The 24,336-nt window shown below is 54.0% G+C and carries 27 protein-coding genes; 7 read left to right on the top strand and 20 right to left on the bottom strand.

Features of this window, described 5'->3' with window-relative positions; translation table 11 throughout:
- Positions 1–15: 15 nt before the first annotated feature.
- Both citR and dsbG read right to left on the bottom strand, forming a co-directional pair.
- The gene (citR, locus tag BV390_RS12835; protein WP_085397021.1) at positions 16–930 is read right to left on the bottom strand and encodes a DNA-binding transcriptional repressor CitR; all 915 of its coding nucleotides are present in this window, start codon (positions 928–930) and stop codon (positions 16–18) included.
- A 187-nt stretch (positions 931–1,117) separates the two neighbouring features.
- A complete protein-coding gene (dsbG, locus tag BV390_RS12830) occupies positions 1,118–1,864 on the bottom strand; it encodes a thiol:disulfide interchange protein DsbG (RefSeq protein WP_032688896.1) in 747 nt (248 codons plus the stop codon).
- 407 nt (positions 1,865–2,271) lie between these two features.
- On the opposite strand from dsbG, the gene ahpC reads away from it, so the two are divergent.
- Together ahpC and ahpF are read left to right on the top strand one after the other, a co-directional pair.
- Positions 2,272–2,835, top strand: a complete 564-nt coding sequence (gene ahpC, locus BV390_RS12825; RefSeq protein WP_004859485.1) for an alkyl hydroperoxide reductase subunit C — start codon at positions 2,272–2,274, stop codon at positions 2,833–2,835.
- Between the two features lie 241 nt (positions 2,836–3,076).
- Complete coding sequence (gene ahpF / locus BV390_RS12820) at positions 3,077–4,642, top strand: alkyl hydroperoxide reductase subunit F (protein ID WP_032688894.1); 1,566 nt, start codon at positions 3,077–3,079, stop codon at positions 4,640–4,642.
- 68 nt (positions 4,643–4,710) lie between these two features.
- Here ahpF and uspG read toward each other — a convergent pair whose 3' ends face one another.
- The gene (gene uspG / locus BV390_RS12815; protein ID WP_004859493.1) at positions 4,711–5,139 is read right to left on the bottom strand and encodes a universal stress protein UspG; all 429 of its coding nucleotides are present in this window, start codon (positions 5,137–5,139) and stop codon (positions 4,711–4,713) included.
- A gap of 195 nt (positions 5,140–5,334) precedes the next feature.
- The gene (gene rnk / locus BV390_RS12810; protein ID WP_032688893.1) at positions 5,335–5,745 is read right to left on the bottom strand and encodes a nucleoside diphosphate kinase regulator; all 411 of its coding nucleotides are present in this window, start codon (positions 5,743–5,745) and stop codon (positions 5,335–5,337) included.
- A 240-nt stretch (positions 5,746–5,985) separates the two neighbouring features.
- Here rnk and BV390_RS12805 point away from each other — a divergent pair, with 240 nt between their 5' ends.
- On the top strand, positions 5,986–6,816 hold the full coding sequence (locus BV390_RS12805; RefSeq protein WP_032696407.1) for an alpha/beta fold hydrolase: 831 nt from the start codon (positions 5,986–5,988) through the stop codon (positions 6,814–6,816).
- A 28-nt stretch (positions 6,817–6,844) separates the two neighbouring features.
- Here the strand turns inward: BV390_RS12805 and rna are convergent, their stop codons facing one another.
- Both rna and dcuC read right to left on the bottom strand, forming a co-directional pair.
- Complete coding sequence (gene rna / locus BV390_RS12800; RefSeq protein WP_032688891.1) at positions 6,845–7,642, bottom strand: ribonuclease I; 798 nt, start codon at positions 7,640–7,642, stop codon at positions 6,845–6,847.
- An 85-nt stretch (positions 7,643–7,727) separates the two neighbouring features.
- Positions 7,728–9,098, bottom strand: a complete 1,371-nt coding sequence (dcuC, locus tag BV390_RS12795) for an anaerobic C4-dicarboxylate transporter DcuC (RefSeq protein ID WP_032688890.1) — start codon at positions 9,096–9,098, stop codon at positions 7,728–7,730.
- Positions 9,099–9,389: 291 nt separating this feature from the next.
- On the opposite strand from dcuC, the gene pagP reads away from it, so the two are divergent.
- Positions 9,390–9,965: a lipid IV(A) palmitoyltransferase PagP gene (gene pagP, locus BV390_RS12790; RefSeq protein WP_032688888.1), complete on the top strand. Its 576-nt coding sequence runs from the start codon at positions 9,390–9,392 to the stop codon at positions 9,963–9,965.
- Between the two features lie 195 nt (positions 9,966–10,160).
- A complete protein-coding gene (gene cspE / locus BV390_RS12785) occupies positions 10,161–10,370 on the top strand; it encodes a transcription antiterminator/RNA stability regulator CspE (RefSeq protein ID WP_004859511.1) in 210 nt (69 codons plus the stop codon).
- 57 nt (positions 10,371–10,427) lie between these two features.
- Here cspE and crcB read toward each other — a convergent pair whose 3' ends face one another.
- The gene (gene crcB / locus BV390_RS12780) at positions 10,428–10,811 is read right to left on the bottom strand and encodes a fluoride efflux transporter CrcB (protein ID WP_004859513.1); all 384 of its coding nucleotides are present in this window, start codon (positions 10,809–10,811) and stop codon (positions 10,428–10,430) included.
- Positions 10,812–10,901: 90 nt separating this feature from the next.
- On the opposite strand from crcB, the gene BV390_RS12775 reads away from it, so the two are divergent.
- Together BV390_RS12775 and tatE are read left to right on the top strand one after the other, a co-directional pair.
- On the top strand, positions 10,902–11,690 hold the full coding sequence (locus BV390_RS12775) for a deaminated glutathione amidase (RefSeq protein ID WP_032688887.1): 789 nt from the start codon (positions 10,902–10,904) through the stop codon (positions 11,688–11,690).
- A gap of 127 nt (positions 11,691–11,817) precedes the next feature.
- Complete coding sequence (gene tatE / locus BV390_RS12770) at positions 11,818–12,024, top strand: twin-arginine translocase subunit TatE (protein ID WP_004859519.1); 207 nt, start codon at positions 11,818–11,820, stop codon at positions 12,022–12,024.
- Positions 12,025–12,251: 227 nt separating this feature from the next.
- On the opposite strand, the gene lipA is transcribed toward tatE, so the two are convergent.
- From lipA to lptE, 13 genes are all read right to left on the bottom strand, one after another.
- Positions 12,252–13,217: a lipoyl synthase gene (lipA, locus tag BV390_RS12765; protein WP_085396997.1), complete on the bottom strand. Its 966-nt coding sequence runs from the start codon at positions 13,215–13,217 to the stop codon at positions 12,252–12,254.
- 466 nt (positions 13,218–13,683) lie between these two features.
- On the bottom strand, positions 13,684–14,328 hold the full coding sequence (lipB, locus tag BV390_RS12750) for a lipoyl(octanoyl) transferase LipB (protein ID WP_032688884.1): 645 nt from the start codon (positions 14,326–14,328) through the stop codon (positions 13,684–13,686).
- A gap of 98 nt (positions 14,329–14,426) precedes the next feature.
- Complete coding sequence (gene ybeD / locus BV390_RS12745; RefSeq protein WP_004859527.1) at positions 14,427–14,690, bottom strand: DUF493 family protein YbeD; 264 nt, start codon at positions 14,688–14,690, stop codon at positions 14,427–14,429.
- 114 nt (positions 14,691–14,804) lie between these two features.
- Complete coding sequence (dacA, locus tag BV390_RS12740) at positions 14,805–16,004, bottom strand: D-alanyl-D-alanine carboxypeptidase DacA (RefSeq protein ID WP_085396996.1); 1,200 nt, start codon at positions 16,002–16,004, stop codon at positions 14,805–14,807.
- A gap of 143 nt (positions 16,005–16,147) precedes the next feature.
- Positions 16,148–17,266 (bottom strand): endolytic peptidoglycan transglycosylase RlpA, encoded by a 1,119-nt coding sequence (rlpA, locus tag BV390_RS12735; protein WP_032688882.1) that lies wholly within the window; start codon positions 17,264–17,266, stop codon positions 16,148–16,150.
- Positions 17,267–17,276: 10 nt separating this feature from the next.
- A complete protein-coding gene (gene mrdB, locus BV390_RS12730; protein ID WP_004859537.1) occupies positions 17,277–18,389 on the bottom strand; it encodes a peptidoglycan glycosyltransferase MrdB in 1,113 nt (370 codons plus the stop codon).
- The gene (gene mrdA / locus BV390_RS12725) at positions 18,389–20,290 is read right to left on the bottom strand and encodes a peptidoglycan DD-transpeptidase MrdA (protein WP_004859539.1); all 1,902 of its coding nucleotides are present in this window, start codon (positions 20,288–20,290) and stop codon (positions 18,389–18,391) included. Before mrdA ends, mrdB begins: the two co-directional genes overlap by 1 nt.
- A gap of 27 nt (positions 20,291–20,317) precedes the next feature.
- Positions 20,318–20,785 (bottom strand): 23S rRNA (pseudouridine(1915)-N(3))-methyltransferase RlmH, encoded by a 468-nt coding sequence (rlmH, locus tag BV390_RS12720; protein WP_015584895.1) that lies wholly within the window; start codon positions 20,783–20,785, stop codon positions 20,318–20,320.
- A 3-nt stretch (positions 20,786–20,788) separates the two neighbouring features.
- On the bottom strand, positions 20,789–21,106 hold the full coding sequence (gene rsfS, locus BV390_RS12715; RefSeq protein ID WP_004859547.1) for a ribosome silencing factor: 318 nt from the start codon (positions 21,104–21,106) through the stop codon (positions 20,789–20,791).
- A 221-nt stretch (positions 21,107–21,327) separates the two neighbouring features.
- Complete coding sequence (locus tag BV390_RS12705) at positions 21,328–21,957, bottom strand: adenosylcobalamin/alpha-ribazole phosphatase (protein WP_032688880.1); 630 nt, start codon at positions 21,955–21,957, stop codon at positions 21,328–21,330.
- 101 nt (positions 21,958–22,058) lie between these two features.
- Complete coding sequence (gene nadD / locus BV390_RS12700) at positions 22,059–22,709, bottom strand: nicotinate-nucleotide adenylyltransferase (RefSeq protein ID WP_032688877.1); 651 nt, start codon at positions 22,707–22,709, stop codon at positions 22,059–22,061.
- A complete protein-coding gene (gene holA, locus BV390_RS12695) occupies positions 22,702–23,733 on the bottom strand; it encodes a DNA polymerase III subunit delta (RefSeq protein WP_032688875.1) in 1,032 nt (343 codons plus the stop codon). The genes nadD and holA overlap by 8 nt, the downstream gene beginning before the upstream one ends.
- Entirely contained in the window at positions 23,733–24,323 is a 591-nt protein-coding gene (lptE, locus tag BV390_RS12690; RefSeq protein WP_032688873.1) for an LPS assembly lipoprotein LptE, read from the bottom strand. The genes holA and lptE overlap by 1 nt, the downstream gene beginning before the upstream one ends.
- Between the last annotated feature and the right edge of the window lie 13 nt (positions 24,324–24,336).

Genomic DNA, 24,336 nt, shown 5'->3' with positions numbered 1-24,336 from the left:
ATTAAACCATTCAAGTTATGAATTATTTATCTGAGGTTGCGGCTGGATTATCTTGTCGATCAGCGAGGAGAATATGGGCGTATTTATCTGCGTCTGGTGATAAATCATGTAGATCATAATAGATGGCGCCGGAACGGGCAGCGGTATTAATTTCAGATTGAAAAGCGGGTGGTTAAATAGAGCTTTAGGAACAAAGCCGATAAGGTCGGTCTGGTTAATCATATTGACAATCGCTATCAGAGAATCGCTGCGAAAGGCAATCATTCGCTCCGGAAAACTTTTTTTCATGTGCGCATGAAAGTTCTTTATGCCGACCTCACTGGAAAGATAGGCGGCGAAACTTTCCCGCATGATGGCCTGCCGATCGTTGAGTTCATCGGCCCGCGGATGGTGTTGGCCACAGACCAGTACCATCTCAGCCTCCCGGAAGGGCTGACAGAGTGTCTCCGCGCTTTTACAGGGGGACAAACTGAGTATCAGGTCCGCCTTGCGCTGTGAGAGTAGACTCTCCACCGACCCGCTGGTGAGCTGCAGGTCATGGTGTTCCACCTGCATATTGCCGCTCTGGTAGAGGGCGTGGATGAATTGTGACGCATCGGGGGTAATAAATAACTGTGGGCTATAAATGACAAAACGTTTTTTAAAGTTGGCCGGGTTGGCCATAGAAATCGTTTTCTCAAGCTGGCTTAAGTTTTTTTCGAGGAGATAATGCAAGTTGACGCTCGTTTTGGTGGGCGTAATTCCTTTCCCCGAACGAATAAACAGAGGATCGTTAAGCTGAGTGCGCAGGCGTTGCAGTGACTGGCTGACGGCGGAGGGGGTAATAAACAATGTTTCCGCCGCCCGACTGATGCTCAGATGTTGATAGATGCATTCAAAAATAACCAGCAAGTTAAGATCGAATTTTTTCAGGCCGTAAAGATTCGCCATGGCTAATGTCCAGATTAAGTCGTGGTGATAAAAATGATTAATATTTTGTATTTTATTTTTTGTAATTATTGATTTGGTGAATTCATGCTGGCGTTTATTCTTCGCCATTACTGAATGTATATGACTGGAGAGGCGTAAGCCAGGTTCTTTTTGCTCAGGAACCTGGCCAGAAAGCAGAGCTGAGGGGTTACTTTTCTCCCATCATGACCTGCAGCTTGTCGGCTTCAGGCAGCCCGACCACCTGCTGCAGCATATTATCTTTGTTCATGTAGTAAATGGCCGGCGTTGCGTTCGCGCCGAGTTCATCCATTAGCTGCTGATTCTCGCTGACGATCTTCATTTTTTCCGGGGAGAGATGAGCCGGGAGCTTAATAGGCATTTTACCGGCGGATTGTTCGTAATCACGCCAGGTTTTCGCCGGATCCTGAGTGGCGAGAATTGCGGCGGCCGTTGCCGGGCTTTCGGGTTTGATGACGCCAACCAACAGCGTGCGAATCTGTACTTTGCCTGACTCTACCCACGGACGCGCCTGTTGCCAGAATTGCAGGCAGTACGGGCAGAAGGGATCGGCAAAGACATACAGAATGATCGGCGCCTCCTTTTTCCCTTCCTGTAGCCAGCTGGCGGCCTCCATTTTCTTCCACATCGCCTGGCCTGCCGGCGTATAGAGCTCTTTCTGGAACAGCTGTTCGCTCAGGTTATTGCCATTTTCATCGTACATATAGCCGGAAATGGCGTGCTTGCCGTCGGGGGTCAGATAGATAGCGACCCCCATATCCTGATACTTCCCCAGCCATCCCTTCACTCCACCCGGCGCTTCAAAGGGCTTAATAATGGTAATTCCCTGTTTTTCTATCGCTTTTACGGGAGCCGGGAGATCTTCAGCCTGGCAGAAAAAGGGTAAAAAACTCAGAAAAAACAGACGCTTTAACATGATTATTCCTTTTAAATCAATGTATAAGGTGGAAAGATGATGAAGCCTATCACAGCTATAGGTAAGACCTGCTCGCGGGCGGATTGCCCTTTAATACTGCGGATGGTGTAATCGGCCTTGCTGTTACATTAAGGTAATGTAGAGCGCAACACATAGCCAGCTTGTCTGGCACTGAACCTACCTGCGGGTATTTCAGGTAACGGGGCCGCCTGAACAGGGCGGCCTTTTTACTTTCAGTGCCACGGGATGCAAAAGTAACGAAACGCGGCGATTGTCGCGACGGGTTCACAAAGCTGTCTTGTTCCGGTTGTTAGATATCGCTTATTGATTTGATAATGCAAACGCATTGGTCGAATCAGGAAAAGTTCGTTAACTTAGACCTCAACGAAAACACGGAGGAAGTATAGATGTCCTTGATTAACACTAAAATCAAACCTTTTAAAAACCAGGCATTCAAAAACGGTGAATTCATCGAAGTTACCGAAAAAGACACCGAAGGCCGTTGGAGCGTATTCTTCTTCTATCCGGCTGACTTCACCTTCGTATGCCCGACTGAACTGGGCGACGTTGCAGACCATTACGAAGAACTGCAGAAACTGGGCGTAGACGTGTACTCCGTTTCTACCGATACCCACTTCACCCACAAAGCATGGCACAGCAGCTCTGACACCATCGCGAAAATCAAATATGCGATGATCGGCGACCCGACTGGCGCCCTGACCCGTAACTTCGACAACATGCGTGAAGACGAAGGTCTGGCAGACCGCGCAACCTTCGTTGTTGACCCGCAGGGTATCATCCAGGCTATCGAAGTTACCGCTGAAGGTATCGGCCGCGACGCATCTGACCTGCTGCGTAAAATCAAAGCTGCTCAGTACGTTGCTTCTCACCCAGGTGAAGTTTGCCCGGCGAAATGGAAAGAAGGTGAAGCGACTCTGGCTCCGTCTCTGGACCTGGTCGGTAAAATCTAAAAATTCCGGCGTCTTTCATGCCACAGGTGTGTTGGCAACGCTTAATTACCCCGGTCACTTACTTATGTAAGCTCCCGGGGCTTCATAAGCTTGCCGCCTTCCTGTAACACGAAATGCTTGCGAATTTATCCTCAAGCGGGTGCATCTGCGCCCGTTTTATTCCAACACCATGATGCAAGCCGCATTCAGGCCGCCCGCAAGGCAGCTTGCATGATGATGTTTTTTAAGCAGGAGATTAAAAATGCTCGACACCAACATGAAAACCCAGCTCAAGGCCTACCTTGAGAAACTGACCAAACCTGTTGAGCTGGTTGCCACGCTGGATGACAGCGCAAAATCGGCAGAAATCAAGGAACTGCTGGCTGAAATCGCCGAACTGTCGGAAAAAGTGACCTTCAGAGAAGATAACAGCTTGCCTGTCCGCAAGCCCTCGTTCCTGATTGCCAATCCTGGATCCCTCCAGGGGCCGCGCTTTGCCGGTTCTCCGCTGGGACATGAATTTACCTCTTTGGTGCTGGCGCTGCTGTGGACCGGCGGTCATCCCTCTAAAGAGACCCAGTCACTGCTCGAACAGATCCGCGATCTGGACGGTGATTTTGAGTTTGAAACCTATTACTCGCTCTCTTGTCATAACTGCCCGGATGTCGTGCAGGCGCTGAACCTGATGGCGGTACTGAATCCGCGTATCAAACATACGGCGATTGACGGCGGGACTTTCCAGAATGAGATTACCGACCGCAACGTGATGGGCGTTCCGGCTGTCTTTATGAATGGCCAGGAGTTCGGTCAGGGTCGTATGACGCTGGCGGAAATCGTCGCTAAAGTCGATACCGGCGCCGAAAAACGGGCGGCGGAAGAGCTGAATAAACGCGATGCTTACGATGTGCTGATCGTCGGTTCCGGCCCGTCAGGCGCCGCAGCGGCGGTCTATTCTGCGCGTAAAGGCATTCGTACCGGCCTGATGGGTGAACGTTTCGGTGGCCAGGTGCTGGATACCGTGGATATCGAAAACTACATCTCTGTACCGAAAACGGAAGGGCAGAAGCTGGCCGGGGCGTTAAAAGCGCACGTCAGCGACTATGCTGTGGATGTGATTGACTCTCAGAGCGCATCGAAACTGATTCCGGCTTCGGTAGAAGGCGGCCTGCACCAAATTGAAACGGCCTCCGGCGCGGTGCTGAAAGCACGCAGCGTGATCATCGCCACCGGGGCAAAATGGCGCAACATGAACGTGCCGGGTGAGGATCAGTACCGCACCAAAGGGGTGACCTATTGCCCACACTGCGACGGCCCGCTGTTTAAAGGTAAACGCGTGGCGGTTATCGGCGGCGGTAACTCCGGCGTTGAAGCGGCCATCGATCTGGCTGGTCTGGTAGAACATGTGACCCTGCTGGAGTTCGCGCCGGAAATGAAAGCCGACCAGGTCCTGCAGGATAAAGTCCGCAGCCTGAAAAATGTCGATATCATTCTCAATGCGCAGACCACTGAAGTGACGGGCGATGGTAGCAAAGTGACCGGCCTGCAGTATCGTGACCGGGTCAGCGGTGATGAACACCATATCGAGCTGGCGGGGATTTTCGTGCAGATTGGACTGCTGCCGAACACCAACTGGCTGGAAGGCACCATCGAGCGTAACCGGATGGGTGAAATTATCATCGACGCGAAATGTGAAACCAACGTCAAGGGCGTGTTTGCCGCCGGCGACTGCACAACCGTACCGTACAAACAGATCATTATCGCCGCGGGCGAGGGGGCGAAAGCTTCCCTGAGTTCGTTCGATTATCTGATTCGTACCAAAACCGCATAATAAAGTAAGACTACACCTGCATATAAAAGAGGCTACCCCAGGGTAGCCTCTTCTTTTATCGTTCGGTGTTAGCGAACGACCATCACCGGAATATGGGCGTGGCGGATGACGCTTGAGGCATTAGAGCCAAGTAAGTGCGTGCTGATAGACGGGTTGCGCGAACCAATCACCACCACATCGGCTTTAATTTCGTTCGCCAGTTCATTCACCATGTCCCGCACGTTACCAAAGCGGACGTGCATTTTAATCCGCGAAGGGTCGATGCTGAAATGACCGGCCATTGTTTTCAGACGCGTTTCCGCCTCGTGCTGTAGATGCTCTTCAAAACGGCGCAGATCGGCGGTAAAGCGGCTCATTGTGAAGCTGGACGATCCGGGTAATACGTGGAGCAGGTGAATAATCCCATCCTGCTGAGCCAAAAATTCCGCGTGGCGGACGGCCTTGTCGCTCAACTCCATCTCAAAAACATCAACGGGCATAATGATAGTTTTATACATATGCATTCCTCCTTGTTCGACTGTTTCTATATCAACACATTATAGGAAGATATAGTGTCATTCAGCTCGCAAAACTGTCAGCTCAGACGAAGAGAGGGGTAAAATTTTGTCAGCGCCAGGAGAGAGGGGGGGGCAGAAAGAGGATGCGAAGACATCCTCTGAATAAAGCGTGAAACGCCTCAGGCAGCGGGATAATTAACGATGAAACTCACCTGCGGCTTCCGGCTGGTAAAGCAGCTCCAGTACTTCGAGATGGGCCGATGCCCCGCCCGGTAATTCCCAGTGGATCGCACTGCCGACTTTCAGGCCGAGCAGCGCGGCACCAACGGGGGCGAGCACGGAAAGTTGGGTTGCGCTGTCGGTCACCTGCGAGGGAAACACCAGTGTCCGCACGCGTTCTTCACCGCTGGTCAAATCGCGAAATCTGACTTTACTGTTCATGCTGACAACATCATGCGGCATCGCTTCGGGCGCCAGCATTTGTGCACGATCCAGTTCGTCGTTCAGCGCATCTGCCACCGGGGAATTCGCGAAAGCCGGCTGTTCGAGCAGCCTGTCGATGCGTTCTGCATCGAGCTCATTAATGATGATTGCGGGTCTGGTCATCGCATACTCCGTGTTATCCAGGAACCTGTCCGTAAAAGAAAACCCTCACCGAAAAGGCAAGGGTTAATGTCGTCCCATCATACTGAGACTTGTCGGCGGTTTGAAGTGATTAAACGCACATTAAGTGATGATCGCCGAAAGGGACATATGAAATTTATGATACTGCCGTCGCAAGTGAAAAATCTGTCTTATCCTTTTTAAGCGGTATCAGGTAGTACCCTTCCAGTACAGGAGACTGAAATGAGCGGTTTTGACAAACTTACTCTTAACGACGGTAGTTATCTGTATTTTAAAGACTGGGGCAGCGGGCAACCGGTGGTGTTCAGCCACGGCTGGCCGTTAACGGCTGATGCTTTTGAAGATCAAATGTTGTTTCTTGGATCGCATGGATTCCGTGTGATTGCTCACGATCGTCGGGGGCATGGTCGTTCGGCGCAGCCCTGGGATGGCCACAACATGGATCGCTATGCCGACGATCTGGCTCAGCTCACCGCCCATCTGAACTTAGGTGATGCCATTCATGTCGGACACTCAACCGGCGGCGGAGAAGTCGCGCGTTATATCGGCCGGCACGGGACTGACCGAGTGGCGAAAGCGGTGCTGATTGGCGCCGTGACGCCGATTATGATTCAGACGGATTTTAACCCGAACGGCGTACCCAAAGCGGTCTTCGACAGTATCAGAGAGGGCGTTATCGAGGATCGCGGGGCGTTCTTCTATGAGCTGAGCGCAGCTTTCTACGGCTACAATCGGGACGGCGCCAAAGAGTCAAAAGCGGTACGCGAAGGGTTTGTCGAGCAGGGGTTGCAGGGGTCAATCAAAGCGCTTTATGACTGTATTAAAGCGTTTTCTGAAACCGATCTCCGTGAGGACCTGCGTAAGATGACAATCCCGACGCTGGTGATTCATGGTGATGATGACCAGATTGTCCCGTTTGAAACCTGCGGTAAAGTGGCGGCGCAGCTACTGCCTGACGGCGAATTAAAGGTCTATCAGGGTGGGTCTCACGGGATCTGTACAACCCATAAACACCAGATTAACCAGGATTTGCTCGATTTTATTCGCGCATAATCTACCGGCGGCTTACGCCGCCGAATCATCAGTTGCCGGCTTTATCAATGATAAATTGTTTGCCGCAATTCCCCGGATGAGGCTGGGGCAAGAGGCTATTGGCTGAAAGCGGCTGATTGATGGCCTCCGCTTTGATGGCGATTTGCATTTCGGTTAAATAAGCCGGATTGCCGTTACAGGTCAGCTTAAATGCTTTCACGCTCTGCTGACCATATGCCTGCGCGACCGCGGTATCGAACTCATCGCGGCTGACGCTCTGCCCGTAGTGTTTCGCCAGAAAGAGGCCCAGCGGGCTCTGCTTCACTTCACTATCAAGACGCACCATTGTGCCAAAGTAGCTATCGGGATCGAAGCCAAAGCAGACGCCGTGTTTCGCATACTCATAACGCTCGAGACACGAATTGCCGCCGGCTCCTGGCATTACGCTATTGAGTTTATTCGCCATCTCGAGCGACAGCCCGGTTTCAGCGGCCTGGCATTTACGCCCGGCTTTAACTTCAGGCATGTTGGGGACAGGGCGGGTGGCACAGCCAAAACGCATCCAGCGCCGATCGTCGACGCCCCGGGCAGCAATGGATTTTGGCAAGCCAGGCCAGAGGCCATGTACCGTCAGGAAATCCGCTTTATTCGGTAATTCCTGCTGCAAGCGACACTCTTCCGGCTCGCTACGGTTTCTGTCATGCATGCTCTGGCAGAATCCCGTTTGCCATGACAAAGCCAGTACATAACGGTCGAAATCGCCATACTGCGTTGCGGTGAGTGGTTCAGCGCCGGCCTGGGTTGCCGTCAGTAAAAGGGCAATGGCGACGAAATCCTTCCTGAACATTTTTAATCCTGATAGTGGGTGACAATGATTTACAGGAAATGATTAAAGCATAAAAAAGGCGCCTGCTGGCGCCTTTTCGCGTTTATTAAAGTGCGCTACCGGGCACCAGAACTTCGGTGGCGATAATCACCACCAGCAGACCGACGATAACCGGAACAGAGGTCCGTTTCACTACTTCAAAGGGGGAGATTTTGGCCATCCCGGCAACGGCTACCACCACGCCCGAGACCGGCGAAATAGTCCGACCCAGGTTTGAAGCCTGTAGCATAGGAATGGACAGATAGGCCGGGTTGATGCCTGAAGAGTGGGCTAATTTCGGGATCATCTCGACGAAGGCGTAAAACGGCGCGTTACCGGAACCGGTGGTCATTGCCGCCAGCATGGTCAGAATCACCAGCACCAGCATTAAAATGATGCTCGCCGAGCCAAATGATGTGGCGATTGAGATCAGGCTATTGATAAAGCCAATGGTGCTCAGGCCCTGAGCAAAGACGCCTGCGGCCACTAACAGCATGACGACGCCGGCGAAGGCATCGGCCATGCCGCGGTAGGCGACTTCCAGTCCGGCGAAAACATTTTTGGTATTAAAGCCGCGAACGAACTCCAGCACGGCCGCCAGCAGCATGCAGAGTACGAGGATGGCAATAATATGCAGCTCCGGGCCCCATTTCCCGTCGAAAATCAGTACGCCGATAATCGGCGTAAAGGGCAGAAGGGCGTAGAAGGAGGGGGCGGTAGTGGTGATCTCATTCACATCAAGCATTTCGTGAACGACATTCTCTTTTTTATCCAGATAGCGCTGCCAGAAGTAGTGGGCAATGGCCATGCTGATAATCGCGACGATGGAGATCGGCAGCGTGGTTTTAAACGCGAAGTCGATGAGCGGCATTTCTGCGGCTTTGGCGGCCAGCACCACGTCGCCGGAGGTCGGAGAGAGGATAATCGCGGCCGGCGAGGCACAAATTGCCGCCGCGGCGCCGCGGCTGATACCGACGTTCACCATCACCGGGAACAGCGTGGCCATCAGCAGAACGCCCAGACCGGTTGCCGAGGAGACGGCCAACGACATCAGACAGGCCACGAAATAGGCGGCGATCATCAGCAGATAGGGGGAGTTAATATAGCGCAGCGGCTTTGAGGCCAGCTTTACCACCATATCGTTAGCGCCAATATGGGTCATATAGGTGGCGAAGCCGCAGAGCATCATAATCATCATGCCCAAATCGCCGCCGCGGCTCATCAGGAGGATTTTGACGTATTCGATGATATCGGTCGCGGAATACCCCGTGCTTTTCGTATCGCCGGGTAAAATCTTGTGCCCCATCAACGCGCTGACGATGAGTAACGCCAAACCGCCGACGAACAGCACGCCGGTGGCGGAATACCCTTTTATGATATAGCGGGCAACACCCACAATGACCACAACCCCGATCAGGATCTCAACTAGCGTAAGCATTTTTTACCCCTAAGCCTTTTACCCAAAGAATCTGCTAATAAATAAAGTGAAGAGAAAATTAAGTGAGCGAATGTGCCTAATTAATGGGCGAAACATGCTGACGCAAATCAATAAACCGATGAGAACCCTGCAATCATCAGCGGAGGGGCGGCCGCTATCACAAAACGACAAGGTGAAAAGGTTGCTGTTTTTCCGATCATAAATCAGAAACTTACCTAATTTCGTTAAGGTAATATTAAGATTATACTTGTTAACTTATTGCGCTTTAAAATCGATATTGGTAAGAGATAAGTGTTGAGACAACGTCATTTCGTATTGTTTTTTCTTGGTTTTTTGGGGTTAATGCTCTCTTGTGGCGCGGCTAACGCGTCGTTTACGTCGACGATTCGCGATGGGTATAACACCTTAAGTGATAACGTCGTGCAAACCTGGCAGGAACCTGAACACTACGATCTGTATGTTCCCGCGATTACCTGGCATGCCCGCTTTGCCTATGACAAAGAAAAGACCGATGGGTATAACGAGCGTCCGTGGGGGGCTGGATTCGGGGTTTCGCGCTGGGATGATAAAGGTAACTGGCATGGCCTGTACCTGATGGCTTTTAAGGACTCTTTTAACAAATGGGAGCCGATTGGCGGCTATGGCTGGGAGAAAACCTGGCGTCCGTTAGCAGACGACAATTTTCATCTTGGTCTGGGGTACACGCTGGGCGTGACGGCGCGAGATAACTGGAATTACATTCCCATTCCGGTCATTTTGCCACTGGCATCCATTGGTTATGGTCCTGCAACCTTCCAGATGACCTATATCCCCGGGACCTACAACAACGGTAACGTCTACTTTGCCTGGGCCCGTTTTCAGTTTTAGAACTGGCATAACTTAGCAACAAATGAGCTAAGTCGTTTGTCCCGTGAAAAAACAACAACTAAGGCGTGACCTCCTAAAAAAGATAGCGATATTTGTCACTTTTTAATAAAGTTGCACTGGACAAAAGGCATCACAATTGATGTACTGGTGTCCGACACAGTATCAGTGTCGTTTTTTCATATAAAGGTAATTTTGATGTCTAAGATTAAAGGTAACGTTAAGTGGTTTAATGAATCCAAAGGATTCGGTTTCATTACTCCGGAAGATGGCAGCAAAGATGTATTCGTACATTTCTCTGCAATCCAGTCCAACGGTTTCAAAACTCTGGCTGAAGGTCAGCGCGTAGAGTTCGAAATCACTAACGGTGCCAAAGGCCCTTCTGCTGCAAACGTAAACGCTATCTAAGCATTGCGTCAGTAGAATATAAAAACCCGCTAAACGCGGGTTTTTTTTTGCCTGCCGTTAGCGACTGGCAGCGTGGGAAAAGAGCCAGAATGCCGTTGCCGTCATGGCGAATGAGCCTAACAGATTGACCAGAATATTCAGCAGCGCCCAGCTGAAACGGCCCTGTTGCAGCAGGAAAACGACCTCCGATGAGAAGGTTGAAAACGTCGTCAGCCCGCCGCAAAAACCGGTCGTGATCAGCAGTTTCCACATTGGGTCAATGTTTGTCAGGCGGTTAAACCATGCCAGCCCGGCGCCAATGATGAATGCGCCCAGCAGGTTTGCCGCGAGTGTGCCGATGGGAATAGCGTGATGCATTGGATTGAACTTCATTCCAAGCCACCAGCGCAATACGCTGCCGGTACCGCCACCAACAAAAACGGCTAAAAGTAGTTGTGACACTCTCATTCCCTGCTATTTGGTTAATACAGGGGTTTGAGTGTAGCGCGTCAAATACGTCGCTGGCTACGAAATACCTGACGGGAGAAGAGAATGCGGGTTGCTGCGGGACAATTTGCCGTTACGGCGGACTGGCGAGTCAATGCGCGTACCTGCGTGGCGTTGATGAACCAGGCGGCCGGGCAGGGAGTATCATTGCTGGTATTACCGGAAGCGTTGCTGGCGCGCGACGACAGCGATCCGGATCTCTCGGTAAAGTCGGCGCAGGAGATTGATGGCGGTTTTCTGCAGCTGTTGCGTGATGAAAGCCGGAATTATAGTTTAACCACGGTGTTGACGCTGCATGTGCCTTCGGGTGAGGGGCGAGCGACGAATACGCTGGTGGCAATACGCCAGGGCGAGGTTATTGCCCAATATCAGAAGCTCCATTTGTATGACGCGTTTGCGATGCAGGAGTCGCGACTTGTTGATGCCGGGCAACAGATCCCGCCGCTGATTGATGTCGACGGGGTGCGCGTGGGCCTGATGACCTGTTACGATTTACGCTTTCCTGAACTGGCGTTAACGCTGGCACTTAACGGTGCTGAAGTGCTGGTTTTACCCACCGCGTGGGTAAAAGGGCCGATGAAGGAGTATCATTGGGCCACGCTACTGGCGGCCAGGGCTCTGGATACGACCTGCTATATTGTGGCGGCAGGTGAATGCGGAACCCGCAATATTGGCCAGAGCCGCATTATCGACCCGATGGGAACGATAATGGCGGGGGCAGGGGACGGGCCGCAGATGATTACTGCCGACATTTCGACAGCGTCGCTGCGCCAGGTTCGCGAGCGTTTGCCGGTGCTGAAGAACCGCCGCTTTGCGCCACCGCAATTATTGTGATGTTTTTTTAAACAAGGCTTGATTCACCTTGTTACAGATTGCTATTGTGTCCGCGCGTCAAATAGCCGTTAATTGTTCGCGTGTATGATGGCGTATTCGCAGCTTGTTTTAGAGAAGAAGGTTAGCTATGGGTGAGATTAGTATTACCAAACTGCTGGTTGTCGCAGCACTGATTATTTTAGTGTTTGGTACCAAAAAATTACGTACGCTGGGTGGAGACCTGGGTTCCGCTATCAAAGGCTTCAAGAAAGCCATGAACGACGATGACGATAGCGCAAAGAAAACCAGTGCGGAAGAAGACGCTCCGGCACAAAAGCTCTCTCATAAAGAGTAATTAAAGGCGCGTTCCCCGACAGCGGGAGGGCGTAACCGACAGGCGAAAGTCTGGACGTTGAAGAGGCTGCAGCGATAAGCGTTGCGGCCTCTTTTTATTGCTTGTTCGCGAAGATGCGGAAAAAATGCAACCAGTTGTTACCAGTGGCCAGGGAAACGTCAGACGGGCGGGGTAAAAACAGATCGCCGCGCGAAAGCGTTCACGCGGCGATTGCCGGGCAGTGAGTTTTACTTCACTTCCATCCCTTTGGCTTGCAGGTCGGCATGATAAGACGAACGAACGAACGGACCGCAGGCGGCGTGGGTGAAGCCCATCGCCATCGCTTCGGCTTTCATCTCTTCAAACTCGTCCGGGCTAACGTAGCGCTGAACCGGCAGGTGATGGCGGCTTGGCTGCAGATACTGGCCCAGGGTGAGCATGGTCACGCCATGGCGACGCAGGTCGCGCATGACGTCGATGATCTCTTCGTTGGTCTCGCCGAGACCGACCATCAAACCTGATTTAGTCGGGATCTCCGGATGCGCTTCTTTAAAGCGCTCCAGCAGTTTCAGCGACCAGTTGTAGTCGGCGCCCGGGCGAACCTGACGATACAGACGCGGCACGTTTTCCAGGTTGTGGTTAAACACATCCGGCGGAGTCACCGTGAGGATATCCAGCGCGCGATCCATACGGCCACGGAAGTCAGGGACCAGGGTCTCAATCTTTATTGTCGGGTTTTTCTCACGAATAGCGCTGATGCAATCGGCAAAGTGCTGAGCGCCGCCGTCGCGAAGATCGTCGCGGTCAACGGAGGTCACGACGACGTAACGCAGGCCCATATCGGCGATAGTTTGCGCGAGTTTCTGCGGTTCGTTGGCATCCGGGGTCACCGGACGACCGTGCGCAACGTCACAGAACGGGCAGCGGCGGGTACAAATCGCGCCGAGGATCATAAAGGTGGCCGTTCCGTGGTTGAAGCATTCCGCAAGGTTTGGGCAAGAAGCTTCTTCGCACACGGAGTGCAAACCGTTCTTACGCATCGCTGCTTTGATTCCCTGGATACGGGACGAGTCAGCCGGAAGTTTGATTTTCATCCATTCCGGTTTTCTGAGCAGAGCTTCACGCTCAGTTGCCACGTTTTTCACCGGGATAAGGGCCATTTTATCGGCGTCGCGGTACTTAACACCGCGTTCCATCACAATGGGTTTACTCATAGCGTGCGTGTTCCAGTTGCGAGTCACGAAGGAAAGCGAATCAATTCAAGGAAATGTTGTAATTATCAACTATTTTTGAATTAAGGACAGGCAGTATACCATTGATATGGGACAGAAAGCAGCCTACCTGTTCGGCAAATTGTAAAATAGTTGTTGTTTTATGCTTATCCTCACGTGCTTTATTGTTTAAACAACTGGCAAACCACCGCGATGACCTGATTCAGCAACGGTTCCTGCGCGCTCAGCCGGTAACATCTCAATGCGCTCTTCGGGTCATTCAGCGTCTCGAGCCTTGCCAGCGACCCCGTTCGCGCCAGCAAAAAAACATCCGCTCCGGCATCAGCCCGAACATATCGCTTTGGCTCACCAGCGGCGCCGCGCATGACATTTAATTGCAGAGATAAGGGCTTAACTAGCGATAATGCGGATGTCGCGCCCCTGTGACAGGGGCGCGAGCCGGCGGGAGTTAAGCGGCGGCAATCATCTCGTGAGGCGGGTTACCGAGTAGGGCCAGCAGGTTGGCTACCAGATGAGGCGCCACCATCTGCGGTTGAATATCCGGCTGCCACTGGCGCATTTGGGCCATCTCCATTCCGGCATAGCCGCAGGGGTTGATCCGCAGGAACGGCGACAGGTCCATCGCAATATTCAGCGCCAGCCCGTGAAACGAACAACCTTTCCGGATACGCAAACCCAGAGAGCAGATTTTTTGCTCGCCAACATAGACACCGGGCGCATCGGCGCGTGGATGTGATTCAATCGCGTATTCCGCCAGCGTATTAACCACGGTCTGTTCCAGCAGTGTCACCAGTTCGCGCACGCCCAGTTTCCGGCGCTTGAGGTTCAGCAGAACATACATCACCTGTTGCCCTGGCCCGTGGTAGGTCACCTGGCCGCCGCGATCGCTTTGAATGACCGGAATATCTCCCGGAACCAGCACGTGTTCGGCTTTTCCCGCCTGGCCTTGAGTAAAGACCGGAGGGTGTTCTACCAGCCAGATTTCGTCCAGCGTGCTGTCGTCGCGGGTATCGGTAAATTCATGCATCGCCTGCGAGACCGGTTCGTAAGGTTGCAGGCCAAGTTGACGGATAAGGATTTTGTTATGCTGCAAAACAACGTCTCCGCAGAGAGAGAAGTGACTTGAGGGGGGAGTATATCACAGCACAGCGGGGAGAGATGACCCGGCGCAGGACCGGGTCTGGGAATGGGTTACAGCACCATCCGGACGATATCGATATTGCCCAGCTCTTCGTACAGGGTTTCGACCTGCTCGATATGGGTTGCGTTGATGGTGATAGAAACTGAGTGGTAGTTCCCTTTGCTGCTCGGTTTTACCTGTGGAGAGTAATCACCCGGCGCATGGCGCTGTACCACTTCCACCACCTGATCAACCAGCTCAGGCAACGCCTGCCCCATTACTTTGTAAGTAAATGGAGTAGGGAATTCAAGCAGTTCGTTAAGTTTGGTTTTCATGTCAGCTCCGGTGTTACGACAAAAAATAATAACTCCCACGAAGCGTGGGAGTTATCAGGTTACTTTGATGATTAGTATATGGGGATGTAAATCACACTTTCAAGCGTTCGATTTTTAACCAAACCAGTGGTGGAACATTAACTTGATGTAATCAATCATTTTTCCGAAGAAATTGCCTTCAGGAATTTCTTGCAGGACCACCAGAGGGCGCTGATCGATGGTTTTACCATCCAGCTGGAAGTTAATGGTGCCGACAACCTGGTTTTTCTGCAGCGGGGCGTGCAGTTCGGTATTGTTCAGCACATAGCTGGCTTTCAGATCTTTCATGCGGCCACGAGGGATAGTCAGATAAACGTCTTTATCGACACCCAGCGAAGCGCGATCGCTGTCGCCAAACCAGGCCGGTTCGGAAGAGAACTCTTTCCCGGCTTTTAGCGGATTGACGGTTTCGAAGAAGCGGAAGCCCCAGGTCAGCAGCTTTTTGCTTTCGGATTCGCGACCTTTATAGGTGCGGCCGCCCATGACGGCGGAGATCAGACGCATCTGGCCTTCGGTCGCCGAGGCCACGAGGTTATAGCCCGCTTTGTCGGTATGCCCGGTTTTAATCCCGTCGACGTTCAGGCTGTTATCCCACAGCAGACCATTACGGTTCAACTGACGAATGCCGTTAAAGGTGAACTCTTTTTCTTTATAGATGGTGTATTCGTTCGGTACATCGCGGATCAGCGCCTGGCCAATCAGCGCCATATCGCGCGCAGAACTGTACTGGCCGTCGGCATCAAGGCCGTGAACGGTCTGGAAGTGGCTGTTTTTCAGGCCCAGCGCATTGACGTAGCTGTTCATCAGGCTGACGAAGGCATCCTGGCTGCCAGCAACATAGTCGGCCATGGCGACGCAGGCATCGTTACCTGACTGCAGGTTGATGCCGCGGATCAGCTGAGAAACCGGAACCTGCATACCCGGCTTGAGGAACATCAGTGAAGAGCCTTTAAACACCGGGTTACCGGTTGCCCACGCATCGTTACCCACCGTCACCAGGTCGGTTTCTTTAAATTTTCCCGCTTTCATGGCCTGACCGATGACGTAGCTGGTCATCATTTTGGTCAGACTCGCCGGGTCGCGGCGGGAATCAGCGTTATTCTCCGCCAGCACTTTGCCCGAATTGTAATCAATAATAATCCAGGATTCGGCATCAATCTGCGGCGCGCCTGGGATCATGGTTTTGAGATTCAGGTCATCGGCGTGGGCAGCGGAGGAGAGCGCTGCAACGGAGAGGGCCGTAACGAGTAAACGTGCGGTGAAAGAGGTCTTCATGGTCAGAACAACGGCATCCGTGATGGAGTTAAAAAAAGTGCCTTACTATAACAAATGCTCTGTGGACCGGCATCCGACATTGCGCATGACTTTGTTAATGACTTTTTCATGCGCATCACAGTACGGACCACGACCCTGGCTGTTTAGTTGGCGTGAGTAATAAATGATTGCAGCTGAGCTTCGCTTTGCAGGCGCTGTTGTACCGTGCTGGCCTGCGATTTACTGGCGAACGGCCCGAGCTGAATGCGCCACACTGCGCCGTTCTGCACGACGCGGCCAGGCACGGAAAACTGCTGGCTCAGACGCTGCTGATATTGCTGCGCGCGGGCCCGATCGCTGACGGCACCGACCTGGACGACAAAATCGCCGCTGGCGCTTGCCGAAGAAGCGGCGACAGCCGCGGTCGCAGCAGCAGCCGGCGCTGCCGGCGTGACGCTGCCTTGTACAGAACCAGGCGCGGTAACCGGCGCGCTTTGGGTAGCAGTCTGCACCGCAGGCTCGCTGCTTTCCAGCACGCCGCTATTCAGGGGCGTCGGCGCGCCGAGGAAGCCGCTGCTGTTCACCGGGGCGCCAACGTTGTCTTCCGGTTTCAGCGTGGCATTGCTGATCGGGCGAACGTCGGTTTGCGCCGTCGGTTCGCTGGAAACACCCGCGCCGCCGTCAAGATCCGGACGGGCAGGTAGCGCATAGGTTTGTTTGGCGACGGTAGTACAGGCCATACCCGGGCCGGAAAGCGACCCGTCCGCTGCGACGATGATCGGATCGATACGCACTTTGGTGTTATTGGAGGTGTTCAGGCGATCGGCAGAGGCGCGAGAAAGCGAAATCACGCGATCGGTGCCGTACGGGCCGCGATCGTTAATGCGCACGACGATCATGCGGCCATTCGCCACGTTCGTCACGCGCACGTAGCTTGGAATCGGCAGCGTCGGGTGCGCTGCGGTAAGCTGCGTCGGGTCGAAGGCTTCGCCGGATGCCGTCAGGTTGCTGTTGGGTTCCGCATCATAAATGGCGGCCAGACCGGTCTGAGTAAAGTTAGACGGATCCTGGACGATTTTATAACTTTTACCATCGCGCTCGTAATCCTGATTCGCCGTGGCATTTGGCGTCTCATAATGCGGATCGGCGCCGCTGATTTCCACGCTTGGGCCATTACAGACGGCCGGCTGTGGAGTGCTGACCGTCTTCTGTTGCACGTCTTCACCCGAACATGCCGCCAGCAGCCCCGCTGCTATGCAGATCCCCAGCCATTGCTTACGCATCGCGAACCCCTTAAACGCTTTTCGACAACATTTTTCTGTGGGTGTGGATCGACATCACGATACCAAACCCGGCCATCAATACGATCAGGGCTGAGCCCCCGTAGCTGACCAGCGGCAACGGTACCCCCACCACTGGTAAAATACCACTCACCATACCAATATTTACGAAGACATAAACGAATAAAATCAACATTAAACCACCGGCCATCACGCGACCGAAGGTGGTCTGCGCCTGGGCGGCGATCCACAGCCCGCGCATGATGAGCAAAATATAGAGCGCCAGCAGAATCAGCACGCCAATCAGGCCGAGCTCTTCTGCCAGGACCGCAAAGATAAAGTCGGTATGGCGTTCCGGCAGGAATTCCAGCTGCGACTGGGTGCCGTGCAGCCAGCCTTTACCGCGTAATCCGCCGGAGCCAATGGCGATTTTCGACTGGATAATATGATAGCCGGCGCCCAGCGGATCGGTCTCCGGGTCGAGCAACATCATGACGCGCTGACGCTGATAATCATGCATCAGGAAGAACCATAAAATCGGAATAAACGCCGCAACCAGCACCACCGCCACGCCGATAAGACGCCAGCTCAGCCCGGAAAGGAACAGCACGAACAGGCCAGACAACGCAATCAGAATCGATGTCCCGAGGTCGGGCTGGGCGGCAACCAGCAGGGTTGGCAGGAAAATCAGCACCAGCGCAATGGCGGTATTCTTCAGCGAGGGTGGGCAAACGTCGCGGTTGATAAAGCGCGCGACCATCAGCGGGACGGCGATTTTGGCAATTTCCGACGGCTGAAAGCGCACGACGCCAAGATCCAGCCAGCGCTGGGCGCCTTTGGAAATCGCGCCGAAAGCGTCAACCGCCACCAGCAAAATGATACAGAAGATATAGAGATAGGGCGCCCAGCCTTCATACACCCGCGGCGGGATTTGCGCCATCACGATCATGATCACCACGCCCATGGCGATCTGGCCTATTTTGCGCTCCATCATCCCGATGTCCTGGCCGCTGGCGCTCCAGATAACCAGCGCGCTGTAGGTCAGCAGCGCCAGCAGAATCAGCACCATGGTCGGATCGAGATGGATTTTATCCCATAGTGATTTTTTATTCGGATTATCGGTCATTATTGATCCTCACCCGCCGTGACCGCCGGGTTCTCACTCGGCAGGTTTGTGTTGTTATCACCCAGCATAATGTGGTCGAGAATCTGGCGCATAATCGTGCCGACCGCCGGGCCAGCGCCGCCGTTCTCAAGAATGATGGCAACAGCAACCTGGGGATTGTTATAAGGGGCAAACGCCGTCATGAGTTTATGGTCACGCAGACGTTCTGCGATTCGGTGCGCGTTATAGGTTTCATTGGCTTTCAGACCAAACACCTGGGCCGTACCGGATTTCGCCGCAATTTTATACGGCGCGCTGGCGAAGTATTTATGCGCGGTCCCGTTACCACGGTTGGCGACGCCGAACATCCCGTCCTTGGCGATTTCCCAGAAGCCGGAGTGAATATCGCCGACCGGCGGCTCGTGCGGTTGAACCCAGGGAACCTGCTTACCATCTTCGACGGTGCTTTGCAGCAGATGCGGCACTTTCACCAGACCGTCGTTTATCAGGATCATCAGCGCTTTGTTCATCTGAATCGGCGTTGCGGTCCAGTAGCCCTGGCCGATCCCGACCGGGATGGTGTCACCCTGGTACCAGGGCTTCTTAAAGCGTTTCAGCTTCCATTCGCGGGTCGGCATATTCCCGGAACGCTCTTCCGACAGATCGATACCGGTATAGTGGCCGTAACCGAATTTGCTCATCCATTCAGAGAGGCGGTCGATCCCCATATCATAGGCGACCTGATAGAAGTAGGTATCCGCAGACTCTTCGAGCGCTTTGGTCACATTCAGGTGCCCGTGGCCCCATTTTTTCCAGTCGCGGTAGCGTTTGTCAGAGCCCGGCAGCTGCCACCAACCCGGGTCGAACAGGCTGGTATTACGGGTGATGACGTTCGCGCTGAGGGCCGATACGGCGACATAAGGCTTGACCGTCGACGCCGGCGGGTAGACCCCCTGGGTCGCGCGATTGACCAGCGGAGTATTCGGGTCGTTCAGCAGGGCGGAGTAGTCTTTACTGGAGATGCCGTCCACAAACAGGTTCGGGTCGTAGCTCGGCGTGGAGACCAGCGCGAGGATGCTGCCGGTACGCGGGTCGGTGACGACCACGGCAGCGCGGCTGCCGGCGAGCAGGGTCTCAATGTACTGCTGAAGCTTGAGATCGAGGGTCAAATAGATATCGCGCCCGGCCTGCGGCGGCACCTCTTTGAGCTGGCGAATGACGCGGCCGCGGTTATTGACCTCGACCTCTTCATAGCCGGTCTGACCGTGCAGTACGTCTTCGTAATAGCGCTCGATTCCCAGCTTGCCAATGTCATGCGTGGAGGCATAGTTGGCCAGCTTGCCCTCTTTATCGAGGCGATCGACGTCTTTATCGTTAATTTTCGAGACGTAGCCGATAACGTGGGTCAGCGCGGAATTATAGGGGTAGTAGCGGCGTTTATAGCCTTTCACTTCGACACCGGGGAAGCGGTACTGGTTAACCGCAAAACGAGCCACCTGGACTTCGCTCAGGTTGACCTTGACGGGAATCGAGGTGAAGCGATGGGAACGCGAGCGTTCTTTCTTGAAGTTTGCAATGTCATCATCGGTCAGATCGATGACGTCGCGTAACGCATCCAGCGTTTGCTGCACGTTATCGACTTTCTCCGGCATCATCTCCAGCTGGTAGATGGTGCGGTTCAGCGCCAGCGGCGTACCGTTGCGGTCATAGATAATGCCGCGACTGGGCGGAATGGGAACCAGCTTGATACGGTTTTCGTTGGAACGCGTTTGATAGTCGGTGTAGCGAACAATCTGCACGTTATAAAGATTGGCAACCAGTATGCCGGTAAGCAGCAAAATCCCCAAAAAAGCGACCAGCGCCCGGCGCACGAACAGCGAGGATTCAGCCGTATAGTCGCGGAAAGAATTCTGTAATTTCATTCGCTGCTTAGTCTACCCTGGTCATCATTATTCACGGTGGTAAGGGTGGTTGGTGGTAATACTCCACGCACGATACAGGCTCTCAGCGACCAGTACGCGTACCAGCGGGTGAGGCAACGTGAGGGTGGAGAGTGACCAACTCTGTTCCGCTGCTGCTTTACAAGCCGGAGAGAGCCCCTCGGGACCGCCGATGAGCAGGCTGACGTCGCGGCCATCCTGTTTCCAGCGCTCCAGCTCTCGTGCCAGCTGCGGCGTATCCCACGGTTTTCCCGGAATATCCAGGGTCACGATGCGATTTTTGCCTGCGGCTGCCAGCATCATTTCCCCTTCTTTGTCGAGGATTCGTTTGATGTCGGCATTTTTACCGCGTTTACCGGCAGGGATTTCCAGCAGCTCGAACGGCATATCTTTTGGAAAACGGCGCAAATATTCACTAAAGCCGGTCTGAACCCAGTCCGGCATTTTGGTGCCAACGGCCACCAGCTGCAGCTTCACGCATTAACTCCAGAGTTTTTCCAGCTCGTACAGACGACGGCTCTCTTCCTGCATCACGTGAACCATGACGTCGCCAAGATCGACAACAATCCAGTCGGCGGCGCTTTCACCTTCAACGCCAAGCGGCAGCATGCCTGCGGCGCGAGACTCTTGTACTACGTGGTCGGCGATGGACATTACATGGCGCGTAGAGGTGCCGGTGCAAATAATCATGCAATCTGTAATGCTGGATTTGCCATGAACGTCAATGGCAACGATGTCCTGACCTTTCAGGTCATCAATTTTGTCGATAACAAAATCCTGGAGTGCTTTACCCTGCAAGAGTTCCCCCTGGGTGAGTGAAGATTGATAATAATAAACAGCCTGACAGTATACCTGAACTCGTCGAAAAGTCGGGATAAATGTCGGTCAGCAAGCGATGGCGGCGGCTATCATCCCATCCATCGCCCGTGATTGCATCGCCATTTTTGTAAAACAATTTCTGGAAACATCGTTTAGCCGATACGTCCAGGCTGCGGAGAATAACAGCCTGCTCTGACCTGTCAATGGTCTGCACGGAATTCTTGTTCCTTCTGCCAGCGCGCCTGGCTATTTAATACCCGCAGCGTGGCAAAATCAGCGTGCAGTTCGAGTTCACTCCATGTGCCATGGGCGACGGGAAAATGCCACATGGCTTCCGCCGGCAGCTTCAGCAACAGCGCGATGAGCAGACTCAGTCCACCTTTATGGCCCACGATCAGCAGATGGTCTGGCTGCGGATGGTGCGTCAGCTTCTCCGCAAACGTACGGACGCGATGGGTGAAGTGCTGAAAACTTTCGCCGTTGGTGGGCGCCGCATGCTGCCAGTCCGCGCACCAGGCGGCATAGTTTTCGGCGTCTTCGAGCCGTAAGTCCCGATGATGGCGCATTTCCCAGTCGCCAAAAAACATCTCGTTGAGTTCGGGGACAATCTGCCGGGGGATATTCCGTGTGCCGAGCAGCAGGTCGGCGGTGATGTGGGTGCGTTCCAGCTCACTGCAAAGCACGCGATCGAACGCTACCGCCTGCAGCAGCTGGCCGAGCGTTTGCGCCTGCATCATGCCGCGCTCGGTTAGCGGGGTCGGAGCGTGTCCGCTGTAAAGGCCGGCAACATTGGCCTCAGTTTCACCATGTCGAACTAACCATAATTTCACTGAATATACGCCTTCTGACATCGTCAAGGGATGGGGAGAGTATAAGCGAATCGGCGCTCTGCTATCGCATCCGGCGTCACGAACGTTGGGGCAACGGCCGGTTAACAGTAGAGTTTTTGCTGATGGATATACGTCAGTACCGCGGCCGGCAGCATGTCAGCGCAGGATTCCCCGCGTTCAAGGCGCTGGCGGATAAGCGTTGCCGAAATATCAAACCACGGAGTTTCCGCCAGATAGATGACCCCGGCGGGACGGCTGTGCAGCTGTTCGGCGTCGTGCGTTAAATGTTTGTCCAGCCACCGCTGATCCTCTTCCCGTTTCATCACCAGCGGATATCCCGGGCGTCGGCAGACGATCAGATGCGCATTATCGAGAATCGTGGCGTAATTGTGCCAGGTCGGGAAGGTGAGCAGCGAGTCCTGACCAATAATGAACGCCAGCGGCTGGTCAGGCCCTTGTTCCTGTCGCCACTCTTCAAGGGTTTGCGCGGTCCAGGAGGGCGTCTGCCGCTGCAGCTCGCGCTCATCAAGCACGAACAGGGGTTTATCGGCGATGGCCAGTTCCAGCATCTGTTTGCGCTGGGCGCTGGTCGCCTCAGGCTGCGGGCGGTGTGGCGGAACATTGTTTGGGACGATAATGACTTTGCCAAGGCCTATCTGATTCGCCAGAACCTCAACCGGTTTGAGGTGACCATAGTGCACCGGATCGAAGGTGCCACCGTACATTGCCTGCAACTGAGTCATATCAACCATCAATAAACACGTCTGCCAGCGCTTTATGGCAGAGCAACAAAGAAAGGCTCTCTAATTCCGGCCAGATGGCGCTGCCGTAATCCTGCTTAAAGGTGAGCTCCGCTCGGGTCAGCAGAGTGACGGCCTGGCGTAACTGATCCGTGCTGAGGCGCGCGAGCGCATCGCTTAACAGCTGTCGACGGTTCTGCCATACCCGATGCTTATCGAAGAGCGTACGCAGCGGCGTATGGACCGACTGGCGTTTCAGGTTAACCAGCAGCAGCAACTCCCGCTGGAGCGTACGCAGCAGAATCGCCGGTTCGCTTCCTTCCAGACGTAACTGCTGCAGGATATGCAGCACCCGTTTGCTTTTACCAGCCAGCAGCGCATCCACCCAGTGATAGGGAGTGAAGTGGGCGGCATCGTTTACCGCCTGCTCGACGCGTGGCAGCGTGAGCTTGCCGTCCGGCCACAGCAGAGAGAGACGCTCCAGTGCCTGCGCCAGCGCCAGCAGGTTGCCTTCGTAGCAGTAGCACAGCAGTTGACTGGCGGCGTCATCAAGCTGCAAATGGTGCTGTTTTGCTCGCGCCGCCAGCCAGCGCGGCAGCTGCGCATATTCCGGCGTCTGACAGCTCACCTGAACCGCGCGGCTGGCCAGGGCGGTTACCCAGGCGGCATTTTCCTGCGCTTTGGTGAGCTTATTACCGCGAACGATTAACAGCAGGTCGTCATGGAGCATGCTGACCAGGGTGGCAAGCTGTTCGTTAATCGCCGCGTTAGGGCCGTTTTCCGGCAGGACCAGAAGCAGCGTCTGACGGCTGGCGAACAGGCTCATGGCCTGGCTGAGTGAGAAGAGGGCGGGCCAGTCGGTGCTGGCGTCGAGGGTCGCGGTATGGTGTTCGGTAAAGCCCTGGGTAGCAGCGGCTTCGCGAATCGCGTCCTGACTTTCCTGCAACAGCAACGGATCGCTGCCGAGTAATAAATAGGCCGCACGCAGCCCTTCGGTGAGCTGCGCGCGGAGTTGTTCTGGGTACAGCCGAATCATCAGTTACCCAGCGTGGTGGAGACGCGATTGCCAGAGGTTGCGGAAGCGGGGGTCGGCGTGACCGTCTTCTCTTCCCCTTTCGTGGCTTCGACATCAGCAACGTGGACGCTTGGCAGCTTACGAATCAGCTGTTCAGCGGCTTTGTCATACATCTCCTGGACGATCATATCCTGCTCGGCGTCTTTCGCTAACGCTGCCTGCGGGTTATCGAAGAACGAGCGGTAGACTTTCGTCGAGATCGGATAGATATCATGACCCGGGATTAGCACGCTTGCCTGCACCGTCAGCACCATCTGATATTCAGCCGTACGACCATCCTGGAAAATAGAGGCCGTATCTTTCTGAATGGATGACGCATCCAGACGCAGGGACGGAATATCCTTGCGCAGCGTGCTGCCGTCGACGATCTCGACGCCATTCAGACGCAGCTGATTACGCACCGAACGACTTAACGGACCATTCGGATCGCTCGACTGAAAGATCATGGTTTTCATCGCGGTGGGAACCTGAGTGGTACTCCGCAGATGCCAACCGCATCCGGCGGTGATGAGCACCGCCAGAGATAACAACAATGTTGCCAGATATCGCACGCTTCCTCCTGCG

This window comes from Klebsiella sp. YJ, assembly GCF_002108615.1.
GTDB lineage: Bacteria > Pseudomonadota > Gammaproteobacteria > Enterobacterales > Enterobacteriaceae > Klebsiella > Klebsiella planticola.
The sequence above is the reverse complement of the archived record's forward strand: the minus strand, read 5'-3'. Positions and strand labels throughout refer to the sequence as shown.

Bases quoted from the DNA above. Each gene is read 5' to 3' on its own strand.
- citR (WP_085397021.1), bottom strand. From the start codon at position 930: ATGGCGAATCTTTACGGCCTGAAAAAATTCGATCTTAACTTGCTGGTT.
- dsbG (WP_032688896.1), bottom strand. From the start codon at position 1,864: ATGTTAAAGCGTCTGTTTTTTCTGAGTTTTTTACCCTTTTTCTGCCAG.
- ahpC (WP_004859485.1), top strand. From the start codon at position 2,272: ATGTCCTTGATTAACACTAAAATCAAACCTTTTAAAAACCAGGCATTC.
- ahpF (WP_032688894.1), top strand. From the start codon at position 3,077: ATGCTCGACACCAACATGAAAACCCAGCTCAAGGCCTACCTTGAGAAA.
- uspG (WP_004859493.1), bottom strand. From the start codon at position 5,139: ATGTATAAAACTATCATTATGCCCGTTGATGTTTTTGAGATGGAGTTG.
- rnk (WP_032688893.1), bottom strand. From the start codon at position 5,745: ATGACCAGACCCGCAATCATCATTAATGAGCTCGATGCAGAACGCATC.
- BV390_RS12805 (WP_032696407.1), top strand. From the start codon at position 5,986: ATGAGCGGTTTTGACAAACTTACTCTTAACGACGGTAGTTATCTGTAT.
- rna (WP_032688891.1), bottom strand. From the start codon at position 7,642: ATGTTCAGGAAGGATTTCGTCGCCATTGCCCTTTTACTGACGGCAACC.
- dcuC (WP_032688890.1), bottom strand. From the start codon at position 9,098: ATGCTTACGCTAGTTGAGATCCTGATCGGGGTTGTGGTCATTGTGGGT.
- cspE (WP_004859511.1), top strand. From the start codon at position 10,161: ATGTCTAAGATTAAAGGTAACGTTAAGTGGTTTAATGAATCCAAAGGA.
- BV390_RS12775 (WP_032688887.1), top strand. From the start codon at position 10,902: ATGCGGGTTGCTGCGGGACAATTTGCCGTTACGGCGGACTGGCGAGTC.
- tatE (WP_004859519.1), top strand. From the start codon at position 11,818: ATGGGTGAGATTAGTATTACCAAACTGCTGGTTGTCGCAGCACTGATT.
- lipA (WP_085396997.1), bottom strand. From the start codon at position 13,217: ATGAGTAAACCCATTGTGATGGAACGCGGTGTTAAGTACCGCGACGCC.
- ybeD (WP_004859527.1), bottom strand. From the start codon at position 14,690: ATGAAAACCAAACTTAACGAACTGCTTGAATTCCCTACTCCATTTACT.
- dacA (WP_085396996.1), bottom strand. From the start codon at position 16,004: ATGAAGACCTCTTTCACCGCACGTTTACTCGTTACGGCCCTCTCCGTT.
- rlpA (WP_032688882.1), bottom strand. From the start codon at position 17,266: ATGCGTAAGCAATGGCTGGGGATCTGCATAGCAGCGGGGCTGCTGGCG.
- mrdB (WP_004859537.1), bottom strand. From the start codon at position 18,389: ATGACCGATAATCCGAATAAAAAATCACTATGGGATAAAATCCATCTC.
- mrdA (WP_004859539.1), bottom strand. From the start codon at position 20,290: ATGAAATTACAGAATTCTTTCCGCGACTATACGGCTGAATCCTCGCTG.
- nadD (WP_032688877.1), bottom strand. From the start codon at position 22,709: ATGGTTGATATGACTCAGTTGCAGGCAATGTACGGTGGCACCTTCGAT.
- holA (WP_032688875.1), bottom strand. From the start codon at position 23,733: ATGATTCGGCTGTACCCAGAACAACTCCGCGCGCAGCTCACCGAAGGG.